The sequence below is a fragment of the Shewanella sp. MM_2022_3 genome (assembly GCF_022557375.1).
In the GTDB taxonomy this organism is placed as follows: Bacteria; Pseudomonadota; Gammaproteobacteria; order Enterobacterales; family Shewanellaceae; genus Shewanella; species Shewanella xiamenensis.
In genome coordinates, this window is record NZ_JAKZGV010000006.1 from 94,649 (window position 1) to 119,414 (window position 24,766).

General features: G+C 45.6%; 21 protein-coding genes. 11 read left to right on the forward strand and 10 right to left on the reverse strand.

The genetic code is table 11. From position 1 onward, the window contains the following. Positions 1-110: 110 nt before the first annotated feature. The 7 genes from dusB to MMG82_RS05780 all read left to right on the forward strand — a co-directional run bounded on the left by dusB (position 111) and on the right by MMG82_RS05780 (position 3,642). Positions 111-1,079 (forward strand): tRNA dihydrouridine synthase DusB, encoded by a 969-nt coding sequence (gene dusB, locus MMG82_RS05750; RefSeq protein WP_037413666.1) that lies wholly within the window; start codon positions 111-113, stop codon positions 1,077-1,079. Positions 1,080-1,095: 16 nt separating this feature from the next. Next, the gene (gene fis, locus MMG82_RS05755) at positions 1,096-1,401 is read left to right on the forward strand and encodes a DNA-binding transcriptional regulator Fis (protein WP_006083371.1); all 306 of its coding nucleotides are present in this window, start codon (positions 1,096-1,098) and stop codon (positions 1,399-1,401) included. 269 nt (positions 1,402-1,670) lie between these two features. Then, entirely contained in the window at positions 1,671-1,931 is a 261-nt protein-coding gene (locus MMG82_RS05760; protein WP_241406593.1) for an AlpA family phage regulatory protein, read from the forward strand. Next, complete coding sequence (locus tag MMG82_RS05765) at positions 1,931-2,155, forward strand: hypothetical protein (RefSeq protein ID WP_241406594.1); 225 nt, start codon at positions 1,931-1,933, stop codon at positions 2,153-2,155. Before MMG82_RS05760 ends, MMG82_RS05765 begins: the two co-directional genes overlap by 1 nt. A 186-nt stretch (positions 2,156-2,341) precedes the next feature. Beyond that, positions 2,342-2,581: an AlpA family phage regulatory protein gene (locus MMG82_RS05770; RefSeq protein WP_088211923.1), complete on the forward strand. Its 240-nt coding sequence runs from the start codon at positions 2,342-2,344 to the stop codon at positions 2,579-2,581. Further along, positions 2,578-2,829 carry a helix-turn-helix domain-containing protein gene (locus MMG82_RS05775; RefSeq protein ID WP_241406595.1) on the forward strand — a complete coding sequence of 84 codons (252 nt, stop codon included), beginning with the start codon at positions 2,578-2,580 and terminating at the stop codon, positions 2,827-2,829. The genes MMG82_RS05770 and MMG82_RS05775 overlap by 4 nt, the downstream gene beginning before the upstream one ends. A 300-nt stretch (positions 2,830-3,129) precedes the next feature. Then, on the forward strand, positions 3,130-3,642 hold the full coding sequence (locus MMG82_RS05780) for an inovirus-type Gp2 protein (protein ID WP_169547594.1): 513 nt from the start codon (positions 3,130-3,132) through the stop codon (positions 3,640-3,642). Positions 3,643-4,203: 561 nt separating this feature from the next. On the opposite strand, the gene MMG82_RS05785 is transcribed toward MMG82_RS05780, so the two are convergent. From MMG82_RS05785 to MMG82_RS05805, 5 genes are all read right to left on the reverse strand, one after another. Next, positions 4,204-7,140, reverse strand: coding sequence for a type I restriction endonuclease subunit R (locus MMG82_RS05785; RefSeq protein WP_241406596.1), 2,937 nt, complete (start codon positions 7,138-7,140; stop codon positions 4,204-4,206). A gap of 27 nt (positions 7,141-7,167) precedes the next feature. Beyond that, positions 7,168-9,234, reverse strand: a complete 2,067-nt coding sequence (locus MMG82_RS05790; RefSeq protein ID WP_241406597.1) for an RNA-binding domain-containing protein — start codon at positions 9,232-9,234, stop codon at positions 7,168-7,170. Between the two features lie 24 nt (positions 9,235-9,258). Then, positions 9,259-10,470 carry a restriction endonuclease subunit S gene (locus tag MMG82_RS21660; protein WP_241406598.1) on the reverse strand — a complete coding sequence of 404 codons (1,212 nt, stop codon included), beginning with the start codon at positions 10,468-10,470 and terminating at the stop codon, positions 9,259-9,261. Continuing rightward, entirely contained in the window at positions 10,463-12,040 is a 1,578-nt protein-coding gene (locus MMG82_RS05800) for a type I restriction-modification system subunit M (RefSeq protein WP_241406599.1), read from the reverse strand. The genes MMG82_RS21660 and MMG82_RS05800 overlap by 8 nt, the downstream gene beginning before the upstream one ends. A 554-nt stretch (positions 12,041-12,594) precedes the next feature. Beyond that, complete coding sequence (locus MMG82_RS05805; protein ID WP_241406600.1) at positions 12,595-12,978, reverse strand: hypothetical protein; 384 nt, start codon at positions 12,976-12,978, stop codon at positions 12,595-12,597. 145 nt (positions 12,979-13,123) lie between these two features. Here MMG82_RS05805 and MMG82_RS05810 point away from each other — a divergent pair, with 145 nt between their 5' ends. Then, the gene (locus MMG82_RS05810; protein ID WP_241406601.1) at positions 13,124-13,552 is read left to right on the forward strand and encodes a helix-turn-helix domain-containing protein; all 429 of its coding nucleotides are present in this window, start codon (positions 13,124-13,126) and stop codon (positions 13,550-13,552) included. A gap of 97 nt (positions 13,553-13,649) precedes the next feature. After that, positions 13,650-13,916 carry a type II toxin-antitoxin system HicB family antitoxin gene (locus MMG82_RS05815; RefSeq protein ID WP_088211932.1) on the forward strand — a complete coding sequence of 89 codons (267 nt, stop codon included), beginning with the start codon at positions 13,650-13,652 and terminating at the stop codon, positions 13,914-13,916. Between the two features lie 128 nt (positions 13,917-14,044). On the opposite strand, the gene MMG82_RS05820 is transcribed toward MMG82_RS05815, so the two are convergent. Continuing rightward, positions 14,045-15,268, reverse strand: coding sequence for a site-specific integrase (locus MMG82_RS05820; RefSeq protein WP_169547600.1), 1,224 nt, complete (start codon positions 15,266-15,268; stop codon positions 14,045-14,047). A gap of 305 nt (positions 15,269-15,573) precedes the next feature. After that, positions 15,574-16,278 carry a pyrimidine 5'-nucleotidase gene (gene yjjG / locus MMG82_RS05825; protein WP_172590760.1) on the reverse strand — a complete coding sequence of 235 codons (705 nt, stop codon included), beginning with the start codon at positions 16,276-16,278 and terminating at the stop codon, positions 15,574-15,576. 378 nt (positions 16,279-16,656) lie between these two features. Between yjjG and MMG82_RS05830 the strand changes: the two genes are divergently transcribed. Further along, the gene (locus MMG82_RS05830) at positions 16,657-17,544 is read left to right on the forward strand and encodes a LysR family transcriptional regulator (RefSeq protein WP_172590759.1); all 888 of its coding nucleotides are present in this window, start codon (positions 16,657-16,659) and stop codon (positions 17,542-17,544) included. Positions 17,545-17,555: 11 nt separating this feature from the next. Here MMG82_RS05830 and MMG82_RS05835 read toward each other — a convergent pair whose 3' ends face one another. Then, a complete protein-coding gene (locus MMG82_RS05835; RefSeq protein ID WP_172590758.1) occupies positions 17,556-20,723 on the reverse strand; it encodes a DEAD/DEAH box helicase in 3,168 nt (1,055 codons plus the stop codon). Positions 20,724-20,943: 220 nt separating this feature from the next. After that, a complete protein-coding gene (locus MMG82_RS05840; RefSeq protein ID WP_241406602.1) occupies positions 20,944-22,059 on the reverse strand; it encodes a Fic family protein in 1,116 nt (371 codons plus the stop codon). A gap of 304 nt (positions 22,060-22,363) precedes the next feature. Between MMG82_RS05840 and MMG82_RS05845 the strand changes: the two genes are divergently transcribed. Further along, complete coding sequence (locus MMG82_RS05845) at positions 22,364-23,227, forward strand: sulfotransferase family protein (RefSeq protein WP_188871133.1); 864 nt, start codon at positions 22,364-22,366, stop codon at positions 23,225-23,227. 43 nt (positions 23,228-23,270) lie between these two features. Here MMG82_RS05845 and MMG82_RS05850 read toward each other — a convergent pair whose 3' ends face one another. Further along, the gene (locus MMG82_RS05850; RefSeq protein WP_188871131.1) at positions 23,271-24,695 is read right to left on the reverse strand and encodes an MFS transporter; all 1,425 of its coding nucleotides are present in this window, start codon (positions 24,693-24,695) and stop codon (positions 23,271-23,273) included. Positions 24,696-24,766 lie beyond the last annotated feature (71 nt).

Sequence of the window (24,766 nt, forward strand, 5' to 3'; positions counted from 1 at the left end):
GGCTAAAAAGTCAAGAAAAAAAATTGCTCCTAGGTCATTTATTGACCTTTTCACGGCCAATAAAAAGGGCTACTATAGCGCCCCTTTGAAGAGCTAAGGTGAAACAGTAAATGCAGATTGGACCCTATCAACTGAAGAATCAGCTGATCGTGGCACCAATGGCAGGTGTCACCGATCAAGCTTTCCGTAATCTCTGTCTTCGTTATGGTGCAGCCTTAGCGGTGTCAGAGATGCTTTCATCCAATCCTGAGGTTTGGGATACGGATAAGAGCCGCCAGCGTATGACACATTCTGGTGAGGAAGGTATTCGCTCAGTGCAAATTGCAGGTGCAGATCCAGAGTTAATGGCGCAGGCCGCCCAGTTCAACGTTGAACAAGGCGCCCATATCATTGATATCAACATGGGATGCCCTGCAAAAAAAGTGAATAAAAAGCTGGCTGGCTCAGCCTTAATGCAAAATCCGCCCCTCGTAAAAGACATTTTACAAGCCGTGGTAGCTGCAGTAGATGTGCCCGTTACGTTAAAAATTCGCACAGGCTGGGAGCCTGAACACAGGAACGGTGTTCAAATCGCCCAGATTGCCGAGGATTGTGGCATCGCCTCGCTGGCCGTTCATGGCCGCACGAGACAATGCATGTACAAAGGCGACGCCGAGTACGACACCATTAAAGCAATTAAACAGAATGTCTCGATTCCTGTTGTCGCAAACGGGGATATCGACAGTCCGGAGAAAGCCCGCTTTGTGCTGGATTACACCGGTGTCGATGCTCTGATGATAGGACGGGGTGCTCAAGGACGACCTTGGATTTTCAGAGAAATCCAGCACTACTTGGAGACGGGTAATAAGCTAGCGCCCATTGAGGTGGTAGAACAGCGTCAAGTGATGCTGGAACACCTCACCAAACTTTATGATTTGTATGGTGAATATAAGGGTATCCGCTTCGCCAGAAAACATATCGGATGGTACCTAGACCAGGAGGATCAGCGCCAGTTTCGGGCTGACTTTAATCAGCTGGAAACCGCTGCAGAACAGTATTCCCTCGTGGAATATTATTTTGATGAATTAGTAAAGAATTAATAAAGAGCAGAATAGAATGTTTGATCAGACAACTAACACAGAAGTTCACCAGCTTACCGTTGGCAAAATCGAAACCGCAAACGGCACTATCAAGCCCCAGTTATTACGTGACGCTGTTAAGCGTGCCGTAACTAACTTCTTCGCACAGTTGGACGGTCAGGAAGCACAAGAAGTGTATGAAATGGTGCTAAGTGAAGTTGAAGCACCTCTGCTTGACATCATCATGCAACACACTCGCGGCAACCAAACCCGCGCAGCAAACATGCTAGGTATCAACCGCGGTACTCTGCGTAAGAAATTAAAGAAATATGGCATGAACTAAGATTTCCTCTTAGGTTGTTGTAATAAAACGGGTTTTTTCTCACGAAAAAGCCCGTTTTTGCTTATATGTACCCCCATATGTACCCCCGTTGTTTTATTGCCTCTGCGTTTTATCCTCACAAATTCACCCCTAAAAGATTTCATGGAAAAATTTTTAGTTGTCGTGAATGCGGCCTTTTTACTAAAACGCCCTAAAATTTCGCTTTTACTTGCGCCACCCTCAACATTCATTTCCGCGCACTCAAGCGTTATGAATACGAGGAGAAACGAATGACAAACGTCAATTTAGCAATGATGGACACAGATATTGCCAGTGAGCTTGTGTTCGACCGTATAGTTAAGGAAAAAGAGCGTCGTCTCATTACTTCGGTAAGTAGGGCCGAGGCCTTTCAACTCGAACGCAAAGGCATGTATCCAAGACGCAGAAGGATCTCAAATCGTTCAGTAGGATGGTTGCTTTCCGAGCTACTTCATTGGGTCAAATCAAGAGAGGCCGTTAACTCAAATAACCAAATTGAAGGCGCGAAATAATGTCGAGCGATCGCGTTAATCAGTCAATTGAATTTGACATCAACCCGTTGATAGGCATCACTGACATGTGCGCAGCATTGCAAAAGAGTCGCGCCACTGTCCATAGATGGGTTAAAACGCAAAAGCTTATCGCGCCAGTCTATCGTAATAGGCGCACCCTCGGCTGGTGCCCGAATGAATTTAAACGCTGGCAGTTAAGCCAAGACAACGCCCCAAAACACTAACGCTTCTATGCACGCTGGTGGCCAAACCACCAGCGAATAGGTATTAATTTTTAACCGCAAACAATGCCCTCAACGCCCAGATTCGAAATCAAACACTAAAATCCCCGAAAATTTAATTTTTAGTTGCATCTTAAGCAAACTCCTCGACGCAAGCGGCAAAAACCCTTTGAAGCCTAGGAGAGACGAATGAATACATCCTTCTTTACACCTGAATCTGAGCCCAATGAGATTGTCATCAATGAACAACAGCGCCGATTCATTACATCGGTAAGTCGAGCGCACGCCTTTCAATTGGAGCGACTTGGGCAATTCCCTCAGCGCATCAAGCTAAATGCAAATACTAACGTTTGGAAGCTCAGCGAAATAGTCGCATGGGTGCGCGCCTGCCCCGTGGTAGAGCTAAAGCAAATGGAGGGCAATCAATGACTCAATCAACTGTGGCTAACGTCAAGCGACCAAAGAAAATTCGACTATGCGAGTACATCGCATTAACTCATACCGTTGAGCCTGTTCTCAGCTGCGCGCAAATCGCCGCTCGACTAGGTCGGAATACCAAAACAGTGAGGCGTTGGCTGCAACAGGGCGAGGATGCACCTAGAGCATTTAAAGACCAAAACCAATGGATGGTAAGGCTATCAGATTATCTACGCTGGGAAAGTCAAGCTAAGCGATAGCTTTAGCCGAGGATACAAGGGCAACACGTTGCCCTTTTCTTAATGTTGAAGTGAGACAACTTGGGCTGTTCTAGCGGGTTGTCGAATTGAATAAATCGAAATAAATACGCTGAAAACTGGATGCCATAAGGCTTACAGCTTGAGCCGTTACGATTTTGCACTAGGTAATTAAATATTATTATGCCTCAAGCTTTTGTTAAGAGACCTGCTTTAACTATTTCACCGAATACAAAGCCTGCGGTATTGCCCAGTATCACACCAACGGTAGACGTCGTAATAGAAGGCCGTGTATGGAAAGTAATGTCATTTCGCTCAGGGATTAATCGACCATTGCTTAACAAGCTATACAGTGTTCTCAGCGCTTTCCTGTCGTGGCATTCTAAGGCTTATATGATCCGTTTCGATATCTCGCTATATGACTCCTTACCTCACAATCATAAAATCAGTAAACTCAGAAGCATTGTCGTTAAGTCGCTGGAATCATATTACCAATCGACCGTAGTTTTCGGCTGGGTAAGAGAACAAAACAGCACTGACGACAAATGCCATTATCACTGCTTTGTGTTACTCAATGGCCATAAAGCCAATAGCACTAATACCACCTTTGACATTGTGCAACACGCCTTGGCCTTAGTTGTAGATATCAACGCCTATTTCCCCGAAAATTGCGACTATGAGATTCAACGTAATTCGCTTGCATCCTTTCAAAAAGCGCTATTCAGGCTTAGTTATTTAGCTAAAAATGACTCCAAAGATGGCAAGCCAAGCACCGCCAAAGGTTATTACTTTAGCCACATCGAGCATAAACGATAAAATGGCCGACTTTCAGTCTGCCCCCTCGTTTACTCAACTCATCGTAATTTTGCTATAAATAACGTTAAAAAAATGTTAACCGTTGTTCTGTTTTTTGAATATTTAGATTTTTAATGCACAATCCTGATCAAACACCCTAGGTAAAAAATCTATTTTTCAAATAATTGAGCTTTAGTAATCTCGAAAAACTGATCACAAAATATGTCTAATAGTCCTGTGATCACTTTTTTGTGATCACTCAAGCCAGCCAATTCCGAAGCATATGTATGGGGATTGTAATGAAAGTGACTTTCAGTCGGGAACAAAATGCAGGTTATAACGCATGTCACAACGCAGTATTTTCTGCTAAGTGCAATCCGCTCCATAACTGAGCGGAACTTTAGGAAATGTTAAATCAGTAGAGATCATATTAAAAAAAGCCGACATCAATGGCCCCAAAACTAAGAATAACGCATTAGCAGCAATGGCATACACCGATACGCTTAACCGTGTATTGCGATACGTAACGCGCTCTCATATCGCCATTCAAGGTGCATAAAACTGAAGCCAGACAATTACGGTTTAAAATCCTGACATAAACGTATCGACAAAACGTTTAAATTTATCCGTGATAATGGGTAGCACCCGCTTGCGCTGCAATAAGGTCGGCTTAGTCTCTAAGGCGTCGGCAAAGTCCTCTCGCAGCGGCATTTCATCACTTAACTCATAACGCGCCACCAGCTTGAGTAGGCGCTCTTGGTTGAGCTGCTGCTCTTGAGCAAGCGCTTCTAACGCGAGACGCTTTTCCTTTTCCCAGAAAAATTCAAATTCTTCTTCTACGTCGCCGCCCGCTGGTATGCCGTCGAGGTGGTCATTGATAAACTTCTCGATCAATGCTTTTTTGCTCAAGAGGGTTGGATCAGCCGCTACAAGGTTGGCGATAACTTGGCGTTTTTTAATTTTGCCTTCGTCGCTATCCTCATCATGAAGGTCGCGCAATAGCTGCAAAATATAGGCGACATTGACCTCATCGCGGTGCAATAGCTCCAATTCAAAATCAACATCGTCTAAAACTGACACTTTTTCTTTGGTTGAGTTCTCGCGGATCTGGCGGCTTAAGTCAGCATACTTACTGGTAAAATCTTGAAAGGTTTGCTCATCCATGCCCGTCTCGGCCATATCAAAATCGGCAAAGTTGCTTAGCATGTTTTTAAGCTGTAATAACTTTCTAAATTGCAATACAAACAGCTTTTGCGCGTCTTCGTCGGGCAAGGTATCAACATCATCCACGGTTGGCGTAATTGCCAATAGCGCGGCATGGGCCCTGTTAAAATCAGCAAGCAACTCGTTGTAGGATGGGGTCTCGATGTCTTCTTTAGGCTGTTTATTAGAAAACAGCGTAAACGCCTCGTCGGCGGCTTTTTTAAGGTTTCTAAAGCAAACGATATTACCGTGGGACTTTGTCTCGTCTAACAATCGATTAGTGCGCGAGAATGCTTGAATAAGGCCATGCTGCTTAAGACTTTTATCTACATACAAGGTATTGAGCTTAGGCGCGTCAAAACCCGTTAAGAACATATTAACCACCAGCAAGATATCGATTTCTTTCGCCTTTACCCGTTTGGCAATGTTCTTGTAGTAATCGTAAAACAGCTTAGTGTCGGAGGTGTTATAACTAGAGCCAAACATGGCATTGTAGTCGGCAATAAAGCCCTCTAATTTATCGCGGCTATGCAGTTTGCTCGCTTGCCCTTCATTGAGATACTTAGCGGCAACCTCACGTACCTCATCCACATCGCTACCGCCGAGTTCGTATTCCTCTTCTTCGTTTGCCTCATAGCTAAAAATGGTTGCAACTTTAAGGTTATGCTTACCCTCAGCCTTTTTCTTAGCGAACAATTCATAATATTGAATGAGTTCAGGCACGCCCGACACGCACAGCATGGCATTGTAAGCGCGGCTATGGGTCTTGCGATTGTGATTCGCAATAATGTAATCGGTAATCTTCTCTAAGCGCGCTGGCGAGCTTAAAAGCTCCTTGGTGTCGATGTCTTCCACTTCAATATCGAGATTATTATTCGAGCCGTCTTTGTACTGGTAACGCCCGACATACTCGATAGCGAACTTAAGCACGTTTTGGTCGCGAATCGCATCAACAATCACATAGGTGTGCAAACACTCGCCAAATAAATCCTTGGTCGTCTTTTTGATTGATTTCTTAGCAATGGCATTTTTAGTAAATATCGGCGTCCCCGTGAATCCAAATAGCTGAGCCGCTTTAAAGAATTGAGTAATGTTTAAGTGGGTGTCGCCAAACTGGCTGCGATGGCATTCATCAAAAATAAACACGATGCGCTTGTGTTTCAATGCGGCCATTTCATCAAGATAGCGCTTTTTCGTTACCACATTGTTGAGTTTTTGCAGCGTTGTAACCACCAGCTTAGTATTGCGATTGAGGTTTTCCTTTTGCCCCTTACGCGGCGTCACAGCCTTATCCAGTAGCTGGTGGAACAGCACCTTAGTATTGTCGGTGCTATCAACACAGCCTTTCGAGAAGGCGTTAAACTCAAGGGCGGTTTGATAATCAAGGTCTTTTCGATCCACCACAAACACGACTTTGTCGACTTCGCTTAATGACGTAATAATTTGCGCCGCTTTAAACGAGGTCAGGGTCTTACCTGAGCCCGTTGTATGCCAAATATAGCCATTAGGATAGCGCTGTTCATCTTGGGGCTCTGTCGATTCTTGCACCTGCTTAACAATCGCCTCAACCGCATAAAACTGATAGGGGCGCAGCACCATCAAGCACTTTTCCGTCTCGTTCAATACGATGTATTTACACAGCATGGCCGTAAGGTGGGCGGGTTGTAAAAATGCACTCGCAAACTCAGGCAACTTAGCAATGCGCCGATTATTAACATCGGTCCAATCAAAAGTTTGCTTAGCGGATAACTCACTGTTATTGGCAAAATACTGCGTATTCACCCCATTAGATATCACAAACAGCTGCACATAATTAAACAACGCGTGATTGGCATGATAGGAGTGCTTTTGGTAACGCTTAACTTGATTAAACGCCTGCTTAAGCTCAAGCCCTCGACGCTTCAACTCAATTTGCACCAAGGGCAAACCGTTAACCAAAATCGTCACGTCATAACGATTAAGGTAAACGCCTTTAACGGTAATTTGCTGGGCGACTTGAAAATGGTTCCGATGAGGCTTCCCCAGCTCAGGTGTGTCAAATAACAAGGTCAAATGACAGCTATCGCCGTTATCAAGGCTGACATCCAGCTGGTCGCGCAGCATCTTAGCCTTGCTAAAAATATTACCGCCCTCAAGCTTACCCAACACCTGTGTAAACTCGCGATCAGACAACACGATGCCATTCACCCGCTCAAGCTGCTTTTTCAGGTTCGCCAGTAGCGCGGCATTATCTGGCAGGCTCACAACCTCAAAGCCTTGCGTGCTGAGCTGTTTGATTAGGTTGTTTTCAAGTTGCTGTTCTGATTGGTAATCCATAGCGTCGTATTGCCTTCCTTAGCGGTGTTAGTTCTGTTGTGTATTATTTTTAGTGGTATAGCCCTGCTCTGGGTGGTTAGGCACTGTCGGGTAGGCTAAATATAATTGCTGCCGTTTTACCATTTCTCTTAGATAATTTTTTCTAAGCGTGTCCGGCTTCATCGTGAGTAAAAGGGCAATGTCGGCAAGCTTTAGACAACGCGGCTCCGCAGCTTGGCAAAGTTCAACAATCACTTGCTCAATCGACGCCTTGGTTCTTTTGCGTTCAGATTGCGCGAGGAGCGGTTGGGTAATTTGCTTTAAATTTGCCCATAAATGTTGAGCCTGCTTATCGAAAGCGGCCTCATGAGCCGGAGCTAAGTCCGGACCACTATTACCCATGTCCGGAGCTAGGTCCGGACTTCTATTGTCGATATCCGGAGTCAGGTCCGGACCTCTATTGTCGATATCCACTGCGTGCTCATCAGTGCTGTCGGTGTCGCTATGTTCAGCGTCAGTAGCGAGCACTGTCGAATCCGCCGCAAATAGCGAAAGCTGCACGTCTGTGGGCGATGTTACAAAGCTAATGCTTTTGCCTGCATTATTATCAGGCGCAGGCACCTCAATGCCTTTTAAATGATAAATCTTGCTTTTGTGTTGACCAGATGACTCTAAATAGCCGCCAGAAACCAGCTGGCTTAAGGCAATGGTCACTTCACGGGTATGCTCAGAGGTCAGCGAGCAAATACGCTCATGGTTAAACCACGCCTCTGTCATTGCGGTGATTAATATCGTACGTTTAAGCTGGCTTAATTGATTAAAGCCCGCGCCAAATCGTGCCACCAGCCGCTGAATTAGCTCTTCTGAGACAATATTCACCATGCGCAATTCGAGCAAGGTCTGGCCTAACACATCATTTTCATACAGGTGCGGTATCTGCCAGTCTTGCCGCTTACAATTGCGGTAGATGTTAGGTACGCCTGAGCCCGCTTTTTCACTTAAGCCGATGTTTAAAAACATTTGATGAATAGCGGGGTTGCGGCATTGGCTATTGCCACCCGCAATGGCTTCTTGTATTGGCACGCGCATTAAACCCTGATTACGAAAGCCAATAAAATCCGGATGTTTTTCTATCAAAATATTGCCATCAGCCGTGTAATCGGCATGGGCAAGGGTATTGACTAAAGCTTCGCGGATTGCCTCATGGGCGGGGGTGTGGTCAATACGCTGATCGCCCACAAGGCCAAAAGGCACCTTGAGATCTGCCGTCAGCTTGCGATACACCTTACGATAAAAGTCAAAGGCATTACCCGACCATGAGCCATCGGTATAAATGCGGTCAACCCAGCGTTCGTTGTGCCCGTCTTGTTCGCGGTAATCTAACGCGTAGGAGGGCAAGGCATCTTGCAGCGCCTGCCATGTACCAAACATCACAATGCCCGCTAACGTGAGCCCTTGCTTACCCGTAGCCCTGTCTTTGCGCCACGCCCGTATCGACTCCAGAAACTTAAGGTCGGTATAGGTCAAAAACACATGATCCGGTTTTGCCGCCACAAACATCTGCCGATATACCCGTAGGCTTTCAGCATCGATATCCTCTAAGCCGAAATGCTCAAAAATACGGTTATCACGCACTTCCTCTTGCTCGGCTAACATGCGCTGGATGGCAAGCTGTTGGCACTTTTGGTCGGTCTCATAACGGCGCACATAAGTGCCATTAAGGGGATTGCCATTAATAAATACGGGGCGGCTTTCACGGGGGGCACGCGGCACCTGAATGGCAATCACGGTTTTGCCCTCAAGCGTTGCTAAGCGCACATTGGCCTCACTCAGCAGGTTAACACTGACTTTTTGCGGATTATTGACTATATCCCACAGGTTTTTCAGTAAGGGCGCTGGCTGCGCGATACCTTCAACGCTGAACTGACCTTTTTTTTCTTTCACCCCCAACAAAATCAACCCGCCACGGGTATTGGCAAAGGCGCTATAGCTTTCCCACATATCATGGGGCAGTGCACCTTTGCCATCACGCCCACTGGCAAGCTTGCATTCAAGCTCAACGCTCTCTTGTAGTGTGGCGATATCAATTTCTTGGGGTTGATTATTTTCAGTCATTCAGCCTTTATCCTTAAATACGCCCTAGACAAACATTTGCTGCAATAAGCCTTTTTTAAATTGCTTGGTTTGCTCAATTTGCTCGGCTACGGCCGCGATTTTGTTATCTATGGCTTGCAAAAACTGAGCGATTTTTTGTTGTTCGGCCAAGCAAGGTAAATTGACTTTGGTTTTCAGCCAGCTCTGCGTCTTAAAAAGTAATTTTTCAATATGGACACCATCACTATTAATAAAGAATGCCTTACGCATAAATGGCGTGATGACAAAGCGGTTGAAGTAATCAATATCCAAACGACTTTCTACGGGGCGAAAAACATTATATTCATTTGATACAATTGCCCCTTCAAGCGCTTTAGGGACTAAACCGCAAGCGCCATGCACTATCTGTCGTTTAGAAATAACGAACTCATTTTCATGGATTGTGAACTGGTTTTTTACGAGCACATCTCTGCCCTTAAAAAATCCTCGGCTCACTACGCCGCCAAATCCACGTTTAACGGTGATGAGCTCGTATGTGGTTTCGTCTAGCATATTCAAACTATCAGACTGAAGCGCTAAAACATTTTTTAGCGCATAGGTTTCCCACTCTGGAAACGTATTGCCGTCCTTGTCTTTAAAGCGCAGCCGCTGACTAAACAGCTGTTGCATTACGCCTTTTTTGTACTCGTTAAGCAGGCGATGCTTTTCGGTAAGCTGGCTAATTTTGCTATCGACGGCAGTGAGGAAGTCAGCGATTTTTTGTTGTTCGAGGAGAGTCTTAGGAAGTCTAATCTTGTAAGGTGCTAAAAACTCAATGTTGATGTTTTTTTGAGCTGCTCGAGGAGCTAGATAATCTATCCTAGGTTGTTCTCTATTGAGGTAGATGTTAAGAAAGTGGTTATAGACCCCTTTCTTACAATTGATACCAACAATGCTATCGGGACATGCCATAGGTCTAGTCAAAATGCCGCAGTGTCCGATATTAGCTGCTATGGTCATTAAAATAGTCCCTTCTGGGAATAGCTTGCTGACTTTCAACCCTTTCTCATTCAGCGTCTGAGAAAACAGCTTTATGCGACCGTCGGATGACGTAACATCATTCGTCTGGGCAAACGGAATTTCCCCACCATAGTACTGGGGATCATTTCTTGGGCGTGGAGAAAACCGCCCCCTCTCTATTTTCACGACCTCACCTAGGGAATGCTCTGCCCAGCTATTTCCAGAAAATTCACAAAATTGAACGTTTGGCTTAAGCACGGCTCTTCACCTCAAACGGCGTGTCAATCCCCAATTCCGCACAGAAGGCCGCGATGGTGTTATCGATTGCCTGCATCGCCTGATCATTGGCCACCAGTTGTTTAGCGACTTGCGCCAGATCGACTGCGTCTTCCTCCTCAAAGGTATCGACATAGCGCGGGATATTAAGGTTGTAGTCGTTATCCTTAAGCTCATCAGGGCTGGCAACATGGGCAAATTTAGCGATGGATTCACGCTTGGCGACAGCGTCCAAAATGCGCTGCAAATCCTCTTCGCGCATCAGGTTGTTATTGGTGCCCTTGTCAAAGTATTGGCTGGCATCGATAAACAGCACATTGTCATCAGCTTGGCGGTGTTTGTTAAACACCAGTACGCAGGTGGGAATTGAAGTGCCAAAGAAAATATTGGCAGGCAGGCCAATCACCATATCGAGGTAATTTTTGTCTTTAATCAAATGCTGACGGATATGGCCCTCGGCAGCACCGCGAAACAGCACGCCATGGGGCAATACCACTGCCATGGTGCCAGTATCGTTAAGCTGGTGGAGCATATGCAGTACAAAGGCAAAATCGGCCTTAGATTGCGGCGCAAGCTTGCCATAGTCGGCAAAACGGTCGTTATTAAGGTGTAGGGGGCTGGCGGACCATGTCGCCGAAAACGGCGGGTTGGCTACCACGGCATCAAAGCGTAAATCAAAATGCTGCGGCGCTTCTAAGGTGTCGTCGTTTTGAATATCGAATCGGCTATAGTGCACGTCATGCATAATCATATTCATGCGTGCAAGGTTATAGGTACTTGGGTTTTGCTCTTGGCCGTAAAATTTAAGGTCGGGATTATTGGCCTCTTTAGCGACCCTAAGCAGCAATGAGCCGGAACCACAGGTGGGGTCATATACACTTTTCAGGTTTGGGTTATTTTGGGTCACTAGCTTGGCGAGTAATTTCGACACCATCTGCGGGGTGTAAAACTCCCCCGCCTTTTTACCCGCGCCACTGGCAAACATACCAATCAGGTATTCGTAGGCATCGCCAAGGATGTCGATTTCGGTGTGTTCAAGGTGAAAGTCGATATTGTCTAAGTGCGCTAACACCTGCGCAATTAGCTTGTTGCGCGCATCAGGGTTTTTGCCGAGCTTATTTGAGGTTAAGTCGAGCTCATCAAACAGGCCATTAAAGTCATCGGCGCTGTCTTCACCCATGGTGCTTTGCTCGATATGGTTAAGCACGTTGGTCAAATCATCGAGAATAAACTGGCCGTTTTCACCGCGCTCAGCAAGCACATGAAACAACTCTGACGGCTTAAAGAAATAGCCGAGGTTATCGAGGGATTCTTCTTTAACGGCGTCTAACAGCTCTTTGCCGTCGGCGCTCGTTTCATCAATTTTCGCAAAATGTAAACCGTCTTGCTTAAGCAGGAGGTCAGCATAACGATTAAGCTTGTCAGACAGGTATTTGTAGAAAATCAGCCCTAAGATGTAATCACGGAAATCGTCAGCCGACATGTTGCCGCGTAGGGTATTAGCAATGTTCCAAAGCTGCTTTTTTAGCTCTTGTTGATGTTGTTCGACCATGAGCACTCAGTATAAGTAATGGGGTGTTATGCACCAATAATGGCCTCGATTATACACAATACTCCTTAGCGTATTCAGTGCGAGATCAAAAAGATACTAAGCGCTTAACGGTATTGACAACCTGACGTTATAAAGAAGACATCAATCCTCCTTGCCACGTTAACAATCAATATCAATTTAAATGCGGCTAAAAACAGAATTAACGCGCAATAATGGAAATAAGGTGTAGATGACTCAGTGCGGATTACGTCGCTCTGACGCATTGTTAGCCTGCTTTAATGGGGGTTAATGAAGAGCACTTTCTCAGCAGGGTTGAGCTCTAAGCCATGCCCCTATATTCAGTGTGATGACCTTTGCGGGTAATACGGGTTGCGACTATAGATAGCCATAACACCCCTAAGGTATTACCTAATAGCAGCTCTACGATGCAAGACGTAAAACCGAGAGCGTTAAGCTTAGTGGTGAAGGTTTAACACAGTCAGGCAATGAGCACGGTTCCTTAAGCTAAATATACGCCAACCAGCCAAACTGACGATCTCGAGGTTTTCGGCTCATTAATACACTATTCCTTGTTCGCGCTCTTTCTGAATATCAGCTTTCATTGCGCGCAACTGCGCATCGGTCAGGGGAATAGCGGCCTCCTCGACCATGGCATCATAATTTTCATCAGGGGTAACTTCGTAACCCATGTTTTGCAAAAGCCCAATCATCTTGGGTATTGAGCATATAACCGCATCCCCGCCCTCATGGGAAATATGCCCACACAGCATGAATCCATCAAGAATATGTGAAAGACTGCGGATACACTCAGGGGGGACCGAGTCGAATTCATACGGGGCGTCGATCTCCTTCTCATAAGAGCGGCGCATACCTCGAGGCTCAGCCACCAGCAAAAACACATCAACCTCGCCATCAACTAACAGCCTTACTGTTGTCATCTAAACCTCCAATCCGTTGTTTGGGTGCCAATTATCTGAGCCAATCAATACAATGCTCCCTTTTTGTTATTTAGCAATAGGTTAGCTCGGTTTAATTTGTGAACGCCCCAAGCAAAGCGCATAATCGTTAGCGACGGGTTAATCCATGGCAACGTATATGAATATTGCGCGTGTAAGGCAGCTGGTGGCTGAATTAGAAACCGAAATTCCATTTATCATTGGTATTCGAAGCAAACAGGATTATTTAGCGGCTCTGAACTTGGTCGACGATTTAATTGGCGACCAAGAGACTAATGGGTTGTTGCTCGACTTACTCGTCTTGAGGATTAGCGAGTACGAAGCACAAAGCGACGAATTCAAAGATTTTAACGATACGGTGAATAACACCGATAAAGGCGCAGCAGTATTGCGTGTTTTAATGACTCAGCACGGCCTAAATAATAGCGATTTTCAAGACGAAATCGGCGATGCTGCAACTGTATCCATGATAGTCAATGACAAGATGCAATTGAGCCTTACCCATATCCAAAAGTTAGCCGCGCGTTTTAATGTCCCCCGTGCGCTTTTCATTTAAAAAGCTAACACCCCATAACAAGGGCCGCTCGTTGTCATATAGCTATAGGATGATTGGCGACTCTACGTTGTTAAGCTTAAATCACTAAGGAATGACTATGTTATATCCAGTGGCCATCGAAACTGGCGACAACGAACACGCCTACGGGGTTACCTTTCCCGATTTACCCAACTGCTTTTCAGCTGGCGACACGCTAGACGAAGCGCTTAACAACGCTCATGAGGCCGCTAAAATGTTTCTCGAAGATTTGGCCGAACGCCAAATACCACCGCCACAGGCAAGCCAACTAGAGGCGCTAAAAATGGCACCTGAATACCATGGCTGGTCATGGGCGATTATTGACGTAATCATTGAGCCCTATTGAGGTTCGCTGTAAACGCTACATACGCGAACGCATGGAGTTCATGCTTAATGACCCTGTCGCTTCCAGTAAAGGGATTTACCAGACTGCTATGTTGCGGAACCAAACAACGTCTATAACATCGGGCCAGCCTAACCCGCCCTTTTCGCGTTAATAGACACGACATTGTCAGCGGGATTAATCAGTAAATCTAACCAATCGCACCACATATCGAGTGCAGCTTGTTTTTCTGGTAAGTATTGGCTGCGGTTATAAATAGCCATAACACCACCAAGGGTATGCCCTAATAGCTGTTCGACCACATAGGGGGCAACGCCTAAATCGTTAAGCTTAGTTGCGAAGGTTCGCCGCAAATCGTGTAATGACCAACATTCATTTTGCTTTAGTTTTTGATGAAATTTACTGCCAGAAGCACTGACCGTTTCACCACTTTTAAGCTCCCCTAAAAGGTAACCCGTATGGCCGTGGCGTTTATAAAGTAAATCAAGCAACGGCCTTACTTTAGCTGGTATGGGTCTGATGATGATCTTATCAGTTTTGCTGTGGGCTTTTGGCACTGTCCAAATGCCGCGTTCTAAGTCCCATTCATCAAAGGTTGATAGCCGTAACTCCTGTGTACGGGCACCAAAAATGATTAAAAACTGACACAGATAGCGCATATATAAACTGCCTTGCCGCTCACGAATTGCACTTAATAAATCGTGTAACTCAACATCGGTTAACACCCTATCTTTTTTCCCCTGTTTCTTGCCTACGTCACTGGCGATCAAATCATCAAGCACATGACTCACAGCATACCGCCTAACTCGGCAATACCTCAGCGCCTGTTTCGCATTTTGTAGAATTTGGCCTGATGCTACAGGGGCTGGCTTCTGCTTGCCCTTAATGCCTTTACGGATACGGTCAAAACACTCAATCCAATGACGGGTTTCCGTTTGTTCTAATGGAAAATGACCGATGTAGGGGTATAGATGAAGTTCAAACTGCTTAAGGCACTTAGCTACGTTGACGCGATTCTCGCGGGCGTATTCATCTATCCAGTAGTTAAGCGCTTGCCTAACAGTAACGGGGGCTAATGATTTTTCTCGCCCCATAGAACGCTTAATTTTGGGATCATGTCCTTCAGCGAGCCATGTGCGGCATTCCTCTGCGATATCCCGCGCCTTGCTGAGCGATAGGTCAGGATAGCTGCCTAAGTCCATTCGCTTATTCCGACCTTGAATTTTATAGCGATACTGAAAGCGGATTTTACCTTCTTTAGACACTCGTACGCCAAGACCTCTTCCATCAGACAGCTCTAGCGGTTTAGGTTGAGATTTACCGTTTAAGGCGCGCAGACTGGTTTCGTATAACATGGCATTTTTCACTCAATAAAGGCAGAAAAAGGGTCAAATCCATGTACCCCCATATGTACCCTCATGTCATCATAGGAACCAATACGTATCAATACCAACCAAGACACTAAAATCCTCTTAGCTGTTGATAACTAATAAAAACTTATGTGAAACAGAGACATGTGAAAACCATTGAAAACACTAAAATGCAATCTATGGCATGAACTAATCTTTTCGATTAAGTGATTGTTAGAAAAGGGGTTAACCTGCAAAGGTTAACCCCTTTTCGCATTATGTGCACGGCAATATGTACCCCAAATGTTGTCTTAAAGCCCCAGTATCTGTTGCAGCTCTTGATGGGAATTCACTTGATAATGTGGGGTGATCCCCGCTGGCGCAGCATGGCCATGGACGTTGTACCAACAAGTATGAATACCGGCATTGATACCACCTTGGATATCGGAATGGAGATTATCACCCACCATTAATACTTGCTCACGCGCTGGCCGCCCCATCAACTCAAGTGCATGCTCAAAAATACCCACATCGGGTTTGGCAATGCCGACTTTTTCTGAAATAACTAAAATATCAAAATGATGCTGCAAGCCTGTTCGCTGTAAACGCACCGTCTGCAACTCAGTAAAGCCATTAGTAATAATCCCCAGCTTAGCCTTACCTTGCAATGCAGATAGCAATTCGCGCGCACCGGGCAGCGGCGCACAAATCTCTGCCATGGCGGCTAAAAATGCACTGTTTAAGATTTGTGGCGATACATTAAGCCTTGCTGCCCAAGGCTCAAAACGGATAGTTTGCAGCTCTGCGGCACTGATCTTGCCATCCTGATAAGCAACCCAAAGCGGTTTATTTACCCTTTGGTATTCCTCAAAATCGGCCTGAGTAAACTCAACACCAAAGCCAGCAAACATCAACTTTAGTCCTTCAAAGGCATCGAAATAAAATAACGTTTCATCGGCGTCGAAAAGCACCCAAGCATAGGGCGTAGCCGAGGAATAGGTTTGGTTTGAGGACAAAATAACACTCCTAACAAAAGATAAAATGTAACTAATTAAAAATTGCCACCACTGGCAGTATAGGGAAGCCGCTAACACCATAGCAAATTAACGCATCGCCAAACTCAACTCGGGATCATGCAGTCGGCCTCATCCAACATGACATCGAACGCACAAAACAGGCGCAAGATTCTATTTATGGGAACACCATTTTTGTTGCAAAATAGTCTACTATCTTTATCCATGACGGATAATGCCGTGATAATGCAACCTATCGTTGAACATAACTCAACAGTAAACATGCTCTGTCTGGTTTATCTCTTGGCCCGCTTAAGTGAAGACTGATTACATCGAATCGAAATGCAGTAACCAACCTCGCCTCAACAGAATAGGACGCACATGGAACATTTTTCTGCTCTACCCATTTTTGTCACTGTGGTCGAATGCGGTAGTTTTTCTGCGGCGGGACAAAAGCTTGGACTCAGTAAATCAGCCATCAGCAAACGAATCACACAGTTAGAGCAACACTTAGGGATTCAACTATTACAACGCACTACCCGCAGCTTAAGCCTAACCGACGCTGGCGCGCGCTATTTCGAGTACATTCGCCCGGCTGTAAAGCTCACCCAAGAAGGATTAGATGCCATCTCCGAATTGCAGCAAACACCTAGAGGCAATTTGCGGATTTCAGTACCTATGGTGTTTGGACGCAGATATATTGCGCCATTAATAGCTGAATTTTTAAGGCGTTACCCCGATATCCAGCTGCAAATGCAGATGGATGACAAGACCACAGATTTAATCGCAGGCGGCTTTGATTTAGCCATTCGTATCGGCGAATTACCCGACTCCAGCCTTATCGCCCGTAAAATTGCCCCTTGTTTGAGCGTAATTTGCGCGTCCCCCGCATATCTCGCGCAGCACGGTTTACCCATGACTCCTAGCGAGTTAACTCAGCACAACTGCTTGTTTTACAGTTACTTTCAAGATGGTGTGGAATGGAGTTTCCACAGTCCCGATGGCGTGCAACGTGTTCAACCCAAAGGCAACTATCAGGTGAATAATAGTGATGCCATCCATCAAGCCTGTCTCGATGGCCTAGGTATCGCCAACCTGCCACATTTTATTATTGAGCCAGCTCTGCAAACCGGACATTTACAGGCGTTACTTACAGACTATCCGCTACCCGAACATGGCATTTACGCCGTGTATCCACAGCGAAAATACCAACCGACCAAAGTGACTGTATTAATTGAGTTTTTGATGGAGAAGTTAGGAAAATACTAGGAAAGTAATATTTAACCCACTGCCAGTTTGGCCGCGTCATGCCACATTACATCAGGGATTGGCTGTTCTAATCGCCATGTGACATTCATGGGTTGTGAACCGTTATGACAGACATAATGCACTTTGCCAAAATTCACGAATCCCATAGTGCGGCCATTTTCATCTTTTGATTGCTCTCGAACAAACAACAGCACGGTTTTCCCCAGCTTTTGTTGCTCAATATAACTCAGACCTCGACCACGTTCTGGCCGTGCGCTATTTTGCGATTGCCAGTGGAATAAATGCTCGCTAATGGCATAGTCGTGATACATGGTTGTCGGTGAAAACTGCTTCTCTGATTTGTTTAACGTCACAAATAAACATTCAAGATTTTGCTCACTAATCGCAAGCACACCTTCCCTTGAAGGCGATTTAGCAGCAAATGTGCTTGCACCCATCGCCGCTAAAATTTGCTCACGAGTATAACGAGAGTGCACTTTCAACGCTGTGGGTTGGAGTAATTCCAAATCCATTTCTTGATGGTGTATCCGGTTAATCAGTATCGCCAAAACAGACAACAACTCTTCTTGCAACGGCTTATTGCGTAACATCAACAAGCTAGCCGCTAAACTGTTAACGTTTAAAGCAGCTCCTGATTTATCCCAAAAGTTATAATGACACATCAAAGCAAACTGATTTTGAATAGGATCCAACCCATTTAAGACAAAATCATTTTGGCATAACTGTTTGATAAATTTTAAATAGGATAATGACGTGCAACTGAGTAAGTGGAAGTTAATCGCGCGATAATAGGCTTTGGCTAAATCGGACTGCGCAGTAGGTTCTGCAATTTGATTCCCCTGAACGGCCTCGACTAACAAGGTCCATCCACTTTGGCCATTAATCTTTATGCGATAAATGTCTTCCAAGGTCACTTGCGGGTTCATGCGTAAAAAATTGCCTAGCGTGAGCGGCAAGTCAGTTTGATGTTTAAAGTTTGCCATTAGACTGGTTAATCGATTGGCATTGAGCGTTGCGCGGCTGATATTACGCAAAATCATCGACTGCGCTTTCTCCTCAAGTTCAATTCGGCACCCTAGTGGTAGATGCGGAAAATCATTGAGAATTTCCTCTTTTATCGACTGATTGGTTTTACCAACTAACGCTCTAAATTTCTGTGAAAAATCATATTCGTCCCGTGAATTGCCAACAAAATCTAATATGGTGCAGCACTGCTTGTCATCGGTGAGACGCAGGCCACGGCCAAGTTGCTGCAGGAATATGGTCAAGCTTTCCGTTGGCCGTAAAAACAACAAGGTATCGACCTCAGGAATGTCGACACCTTCGTTAAAAATATCCACCACACACAAAATGGATAATTTGCCACTGACCAAGCTCTGCCGCTTTTGGTGGCGCTCTTCACTATTATCACTGGTCAACACATCGGCGCTAACCCCTGCTAAATTGAACTTCTTCGCCATATACTCGGCGTGTTCCTTGGTTACACAAAAGGCTAACGCCTTAATATTGCCAATATCAGTTACGGTTTCAGCTAGGCTACGAATAATACGCGTCACGCGTTGTTCATTGTGAGTGTATAAATTGCTCAGCTCAGCGACGTCGTATCGGCCACGACTCCAATTTAACTTGCGAAGATCGGTCTCATCATCGATCGCAAAATATTGAAATGGACATAAATGCCGTTGATTGATGGCTTCGGGTAAACGTATTTCGGCGGCAATCACACCGCAGAAGTCAGCCAGAATATCGACACCATCATGCCGTTCAGGGGTTGCCGTCAACCCAAGTAAAATCGTCGGCTCAAAATGTTCTAATAGTCCTCGGTAACTACTCGCAGCAACGTGATGAACTTCATCAATAACAATATAATCATAAAAATCAGCCGCTAATGGCAAGTTATCAAGTTGCAGATTCAAGCTTTGAATAGATGCGAATAAGTGTTTGTAACTATTTGGTTTATGTTCTGCCACCCATAGCTCGCCAAATTGATCGTTCTTTAACACACCGCGATAAGCGCCGAGGGCTTGCTGTAAAATTTCTTGCCTATGGGCAACAAATAAAAAATTGGCTTCTGGATGTTGTTTATAAAACCGCGCGAAATCGAACGCGGAAATAATCGTCTTACCCGTGCCGGTTGCCGCGACGATGAGATTTTTAAAACGGCCATGAACGCTTCGCTCTACGGCAAGCTGTTCGAGGATTTCTCGCTGATGCGCAAACGGCTTAATATCAAAATGAAATGAGCTCGATTCAGTGCCACTGCCTTTCGCTTCTTTGAGCGCATTGTTTAACTTTTCTTTACTGCTCGCATCACCGCTAAAAAGCTCAAATTCGTTCGATTCCCAGTAAGTTTCAAAGGTACTGAGCGATTTATCAATAATGTGGGGAATTTCTTGGGTGGTGATCTTAAGGTTCCACTCAAGCCCACTCGTCAATGCCGAATGCGATAAATTTGAAGAACCGATATAGCCGGTATGAAAACCCGTATTTCGTAAAAATAAATAGGACTTTGCATGCAGCCTTTCGCGTTTTGTGTTGTAACTTAATTTGACTTGGGTATTGGGTAAACTAGCTAGAAACTCGACGGCTTTAGCATCAGTCGCGCCCATATAAGATGTAGTGATGATGCGTAACTCTTTACCACTGCGTGTAAATTCCTCAAGTTCATGCTTGAAGATGCGAATCCCTGCCCACTTGATAAATGACACCAGCCAATAGATTTTATCCGATGAGCGGATCTCACGCTTAAGCTCACTTTCAAGTGATAATCCCGCATTACTCCCGCAAAAAAGCTCACTTTGAGTGAGCCCTGTTAATGGAAATATGGCGGCCGTATATTTAGGTAAATCAGTCGCTATCGGGTTTTGTTTGTTAAAAAGAGCCGTGAGTATCCGACCTTGGCTATCGATGAGATTTTCATTAATAAAATCATCATCGTTAATATGCTCTTTAAGCCACATTACTAACCGGTTAGCCAAACTGATCTGATTGAAGACTTGGTTCTCATCAGCGGGAACAGAATTAATCACATATTCAATTACTTTAGTCAGAAAACGTGAGAGCCAAATACTTGCCTCAGCAACTTCTAGCTTCCTTTCTCCAACAAAAAATATGTCCTTATCTAAGCGCTGCTCAACGAGTTGAGTAATAAGCTTTTCATAAATCCCGACCTGTTCCATAGCCAGATATTCCCCAAGACTAACAATCAAAGTTGTAGCGAATATATCACATAACAATTTGATTCAAATTGCGATTTGTGTGATAGCTTTATCCTTTGTGATAGTACGTTAATACAGCCTAGGCTTTAAACTAATCGATTACTTACGATAAAGGCCGTAACTCCACACGGGAAAATGTTCAACAAGTGAGCATTTTCCCCACAAAGGCAAACTAGCCTCACTACTGCCCACTCGGCAATAAGTACCTCGTACTTCGGCCGCCGGCGTCGGCTTTTACTAAAAAGCCTTGCTCGACCATTTGCGCAAGGTGACGGGTGGCGGTGGCGCGGCTCACCTTAGCGACCTTTTGATATTGACCACTATTCATCCCTAATTCAAAATCGCCATCTAACATCCGATTGAGCACTTTGGCTTGCTCCTGACTCAATAGGGATTGCTCGAGATTTTGCCAATACTGCGTTTTCCGCAGAGTCTTGTTCACATCGGCCATCGCATTGAGTAAGCAATCATTGAGGGTTTCAAAAAACCATACTAACCAAGGAGTAATATCGACATCGCCCCTTTGGGTGGACTCTAAAATGTCATAGTAGGCTTGGCGACGGGCCAGAATACTGACCGACATTGCGTAAAAACGAATTGAGCGTTTTTCCGCTTGCGCTAAAGCTAAATCGGTCAATAAACGCGTGATGCGCCCATTACCATCATCAAGCGGATGCAGAGTCACAAACCAAAGGTGAGTTATCGCCGCACGGATAAGCGGATCTAAGCCAGGCTCTTGCCGTGAAGCATTAAACCATTCGATAAACAGTGAGAGTTCAGCGTCCAAAGTCGCTCGAGAGGGGGCCTCAAAATGCACCCTTGGTTTATCAATCCGGCCTGAGACAACTTGCATAGGCGTATCGCCACGTAGCGCTCCACCAATAACGGGATTAAACAGCGTATAACCCTGGGGAAATAACTGTTTATGCCAACCTAATATCCGCTCAAGGGTTAACTCTGTATCTAAATTTTTTAAGGCATCGAGCATAATGTCGGCTAAACCATCGGTTTGTGCCGTGGTCGGATACGGTTTGTCTTCGGACACACCGAGTTTTTTAGCCAAGGATGAGCGCACCGAAGCCGCATTGAGCTTTTCACCTTCAATGGCACTGGAATGGATAATATTAGCGAGTAAGGTGTCGAGTGCCGCCGCTGAGGTTAACTTGTTGTCGTCGGGACTTAGCATTTGCTTGCCGAGGAGTTGGCCCTGATTGAAATAGACCTGACGCAGCAAGACATCAATGCTGCTGGCATTCCAATGAAATTTAGGCCAATCGGCTTGCTGCCAAATCCACATATCCTACCCCATGAGTCAAATAACAAGCCTATTTTACTCACACAATGAGTCAATTAACAAACCTATTCGCCTCACTAAATGAGGCAAATAATACAAGTAATCGCCTCACCTTGCCCAACTGCTTCTAGCATAAAGGAATTTATGCTGTTGATTGCCTCTACAACGCAATACCGACGCAACGCCAGCTTTGCGCTGCCAAAACCTGTGCACTGCGATATACTGCCAACGTTGATAAAACGCTAATGTTAAACCCCAATTTACCTACCCATCGCGACCACGCTGACAACAATGCCGAGCCTAATCCATGCCTGATAACGCAACTATTGCCACCCTTCCTGATTCTCAAAGGCATAACCATAGTGAAGATGTGCAGCTCAATCAGCCACAGTGCGATTCGACTAAACCAAATGACATCAGGCTAAGCTTACTCGCGCCGAATGCAACCAAGCCAAGCGCAATCGAGCCAAGTGCAACCAAGCCGAGTGCAATCGAGCCAAATGCGATTAAGCATGAGTCGGTTGTTGCCGAGCAAAAACAGAAGGTTATTTTTATCGGCTTGCCCCGTACTGGGACGACGAGCGTAAGCGTGGCGCTATTGGAGCAAGGTTTAAAAGTGGCACATATGGCGTTTACTAAAGCAGCCTTTATGCAGGCTGATGCGATTTCCGATGCGCCTTGTTTTAGTGATTTCAAACAGTTAGATAAACTCTTCCCCGAGGCCAAATTTGTCTATATTGACCGAGAGTTAGACTCTTGGGTGCCGTCGATGCAGATGTTACTCGGTCGAATGCTGCCACATTTAGATGCCAAAACTGGCCGATTCCACCCAATCATGAAGCGCAGCTTTCGCCATAGCTTTGGCGTAGGTATAGTCGAAAATCCGCAGGATGAACAACATCTTATCGATTGTTATCTGCGCCATAAACAAAGCGTGTTCGACTATTTTGCGGGCAGACACGACTTACTCAGTATCGATGTGAGCCAACAAGGTGCCCTCGGTCAGCTATTGGCTTTTATGGGCCTAGCCGCTACCGAAAATCAGCAGAGCTTTCCTAAGCTCAATGTCGGCCGCAATGTGGCCAGTTGGGATGAATATAAACACCCGAATAAGATCAGCGCCAATGCCTCGGGGCCAGACAAACGTAAGTTCTTTGATTATAAAATCTAGGGCCAAGGTTCTAGGTTCTAGATTCTAGATTCTAGGTTCTAGGTTACTCATTATTTTTCCGACGCTTAACCACAGTTAGCCAGTCGAGACTCACGCCCGAAATTGCATTAAAACCGCGGATACGGAAGATAAGTTGCAGTAACTGCGGCCGAGGCCTGACTTTGGGTTCGACCGAGCGCGGAATAAACCACAGTGTCACAAATGCGCGCAGTATGGTCGATACTAAAAACACTACAAAAATCGGGCTACTGAGCCAAGCATTCCAGCCTGACCAGACTAAAAAGTCCGCCGCATGGGAGGCTATCGTGCCGCCAACCATCGCCCCCACAAATACGAATCCCGCACTGAGTGACGCTTGCAACGCTGCATAGGTCGCAAAGTCACTGCGAAAGGGACGAATATCATAAAGGTAATTGGCGGTACTTAAGGTAAAGCCGCTCCACGCGAGGCCCGAAAATGCCTGAATAAGGAGAATATACAGATAGTTATCGGAAAACAGCCATAACAATGGCAAGCTTGGGATCATGCAACTGGTAATAATCATCACCAAACGATTGCCGAATTGATCGCTAAATCGCCCCCAAAACTTTAGCGTCACAAATTGAGTCGCTATCGAGGCCACACTCGCGAGCACAAATTCGATGTAGCTAAAGTGCAGGTCTTCTAGCATATACACAGCGAAAAATGGCGCCGATATGGCGACCATCGCCTGCATACTGGCCACAAACAAGCTGTACTGGCGAAAGGTTTTATCCTTCCATGCGCCGCGAAAATTGCGAATGGTTTGGATAAACACGCCGCACTGCTTGGCTTCACGCGGATCAGGATCGTGCATTTGCAGTAATAACCAAGCCGAGACAAAACGCCCCATGGCGGCAATCGAAAACAGCAGCGTAAAACCCAACCAGGCCATTTGCTGCGAATCGGTCAAGGTCAGAATACCACCGCCAATAAAGAACACGCTTAAGGATGCGCCCATGGTTAAGCGGGTACGCGCCGCGAAAAAGGCGCCACGGCGACGTTCAGGCACGATAGACCCCATCCACGCGCGCCAATGGGGTTGGATAAGATTAATAAAACCGTGGTATCCCACGGCGAGCGCGATAAATATCCACACTGCGTGATCGGGGCGAAAGGCCGCCAACACGCCCATCGCCAATACCACAACAGCTTGCAAAGCTGCGCAGCAAACGATAAACCCGCGACGGGAAAAATGGCTCGCTAACCAGACAGAAACTAACTGCGACATCGCCCCAAAGAGCTGCGGTAAACCAGTAACAAAGCCCATTTGCGCAAGACTAGCACCGAGAAAAATCGCGTAAGCGTTAAAAAAGTTATCGCTGGTTGCCGTCATCATCGATGAGGCAACGGCTTCCTGCTGTGAACGACGCAGAGTACATCTTAACCAGAGATTTCTGGCGCTACGGCGCGCGCAAGTTAATGCAGTGGGTACTTCGTGGTTGCCCATTCCAAGCCAAATCCATATGCGACTAAGGGTTTTTAATGGTGCAATTATGTCGTATATAAGCAAAAAACAAA

Bases quoted from the DNA above. Each gene is read 5' to 3' on its own strand.
- dusB (WP_037413666.1), top strand. From the start codon at position 111: ATGCAGATTGGACCCTATCAACTGAAGAATCAGCTGATCGTGGCACCA.
- fis (WP_006083371.1), top strand. From the start codon at position 1,096: ATGTTTGATCAGACAACTAACACAGAAGTTCACCAGCTTACCGTTGGC.
- MMG82_RS05760 (WP_241406593.1), top strand. From the start codon at position 1,671: ATGACAAACGTCAATTTAGCAATGATGGACACAGATATTGCCAGTGAG.
- MMG82_RS05765 (WP_241406594.1), top strand. From the start codon at position 1,931: ATGTCGAGCGATCGCGTTAATCAGTCAATTGAATTTGACATCAACCCG.
- MMG82_RS05770 (WP_088211923.1), top strand. From the start codon at position 2,342: ATGAATACATCCTTCTTTACACCTGAATCTGAGCCCAATGAGATTGTC.
- MMG82_RS05775 (WP_241406595.1), top strand. From the start codon at position 2,578: ATGACTCAATCAACTGTGGCTAACGTCAAGCGACCAAAGAAAATTCGA.
- MMG82_RS05780 (WP_169547594.1), top strand. From the start codon at position 3,130: ATGTCATTTCGCTCAGGGATTAATCGACCATTGCTTAACAAGCTATAC.
- MMG82_RS05785 (WP_241406596.1), bottom strand. From the start codon at position 7,140: ATGGATTACCAATCAGAACAGCAACTTGAAAACAACCTAATCAAACAG.
- MMG82_RS05790 (WP_241406597.1), bottom strand. From the start codon at position 9,234: ATGACTGAAAATAATCAACCCCAAGAAATTGATATCGCCACACTACAA.
- MMG82_RS05800 (WP_241406599.1), bottom strand. From the start codon at position 12,040: ATGGTCGAACAACATCAACAAGAGCTAAAAAAGCAGCTTTGGAACATT.
- MMG82_RS05805 (WP_241406600.1), bottom strand. From the start codon at position 12,978: ATGACAACAGTAAGGCTGTTAGTTGATGGCGAGGTTGATGTGTTTTTG.
- MMG82_RS05810 (WP_241406601.1), top strand. From the start codon at position 13,124: ATGGCAACGTATATGAATATTGCGCGTGTAAGGCAGCTGGTGGCTGAA.
- MMG82_RS05815 (WP_088211932.1), top strand. From the start codon at position 13,650: ATGTTATATCCAGTGGCCATCGAAACTGGCGACAACGAACACGCCTAC.
- MMG82_RS05820 (WP_169547600.1), bottom strand. From the start codon at position 15,268: ATGTTATACGAAACCAGTCTGCGCGCCTTAAACGGTAAATCTCAACCT.
- MMG82_RS05830 (WP_172590759.1), top strand. From the start codon at position 16,657: ATGGAACATTTTTCTGCTCTACCCATTTTTGTCACTGTGGTCGAATGC.
- MMG82_RS05835 (WP_172590758.1), bottom strand. From the start codon at position 20,723: ATGGAACAGGTCGGGATTTATGAAAAGCTTATTACTCAACTCGTTGAG.
- MMG82_RS05840 (WP_241406602.1), bottom strand. From the start codon at position 22,059: ATGTGGATTTGGCAGCAAGCCGATTGGCCTAAATTTCATTGGAATGCC.
- MMG82_RS05845 (WP_188871133.1), top strand. From the start codon at position 22,364: ATGCCTGATAACGCAACTATTGCCACCCTTCCTGATTCTCAAAGGCAT.
- MMG82_RS05850 (WP_188871131.1), bottom strand. From the start codon at position 24,695: ATGGGCAACCACGAAGTACCCACTGCATTAACTTGCGCGCGCCGTAGC.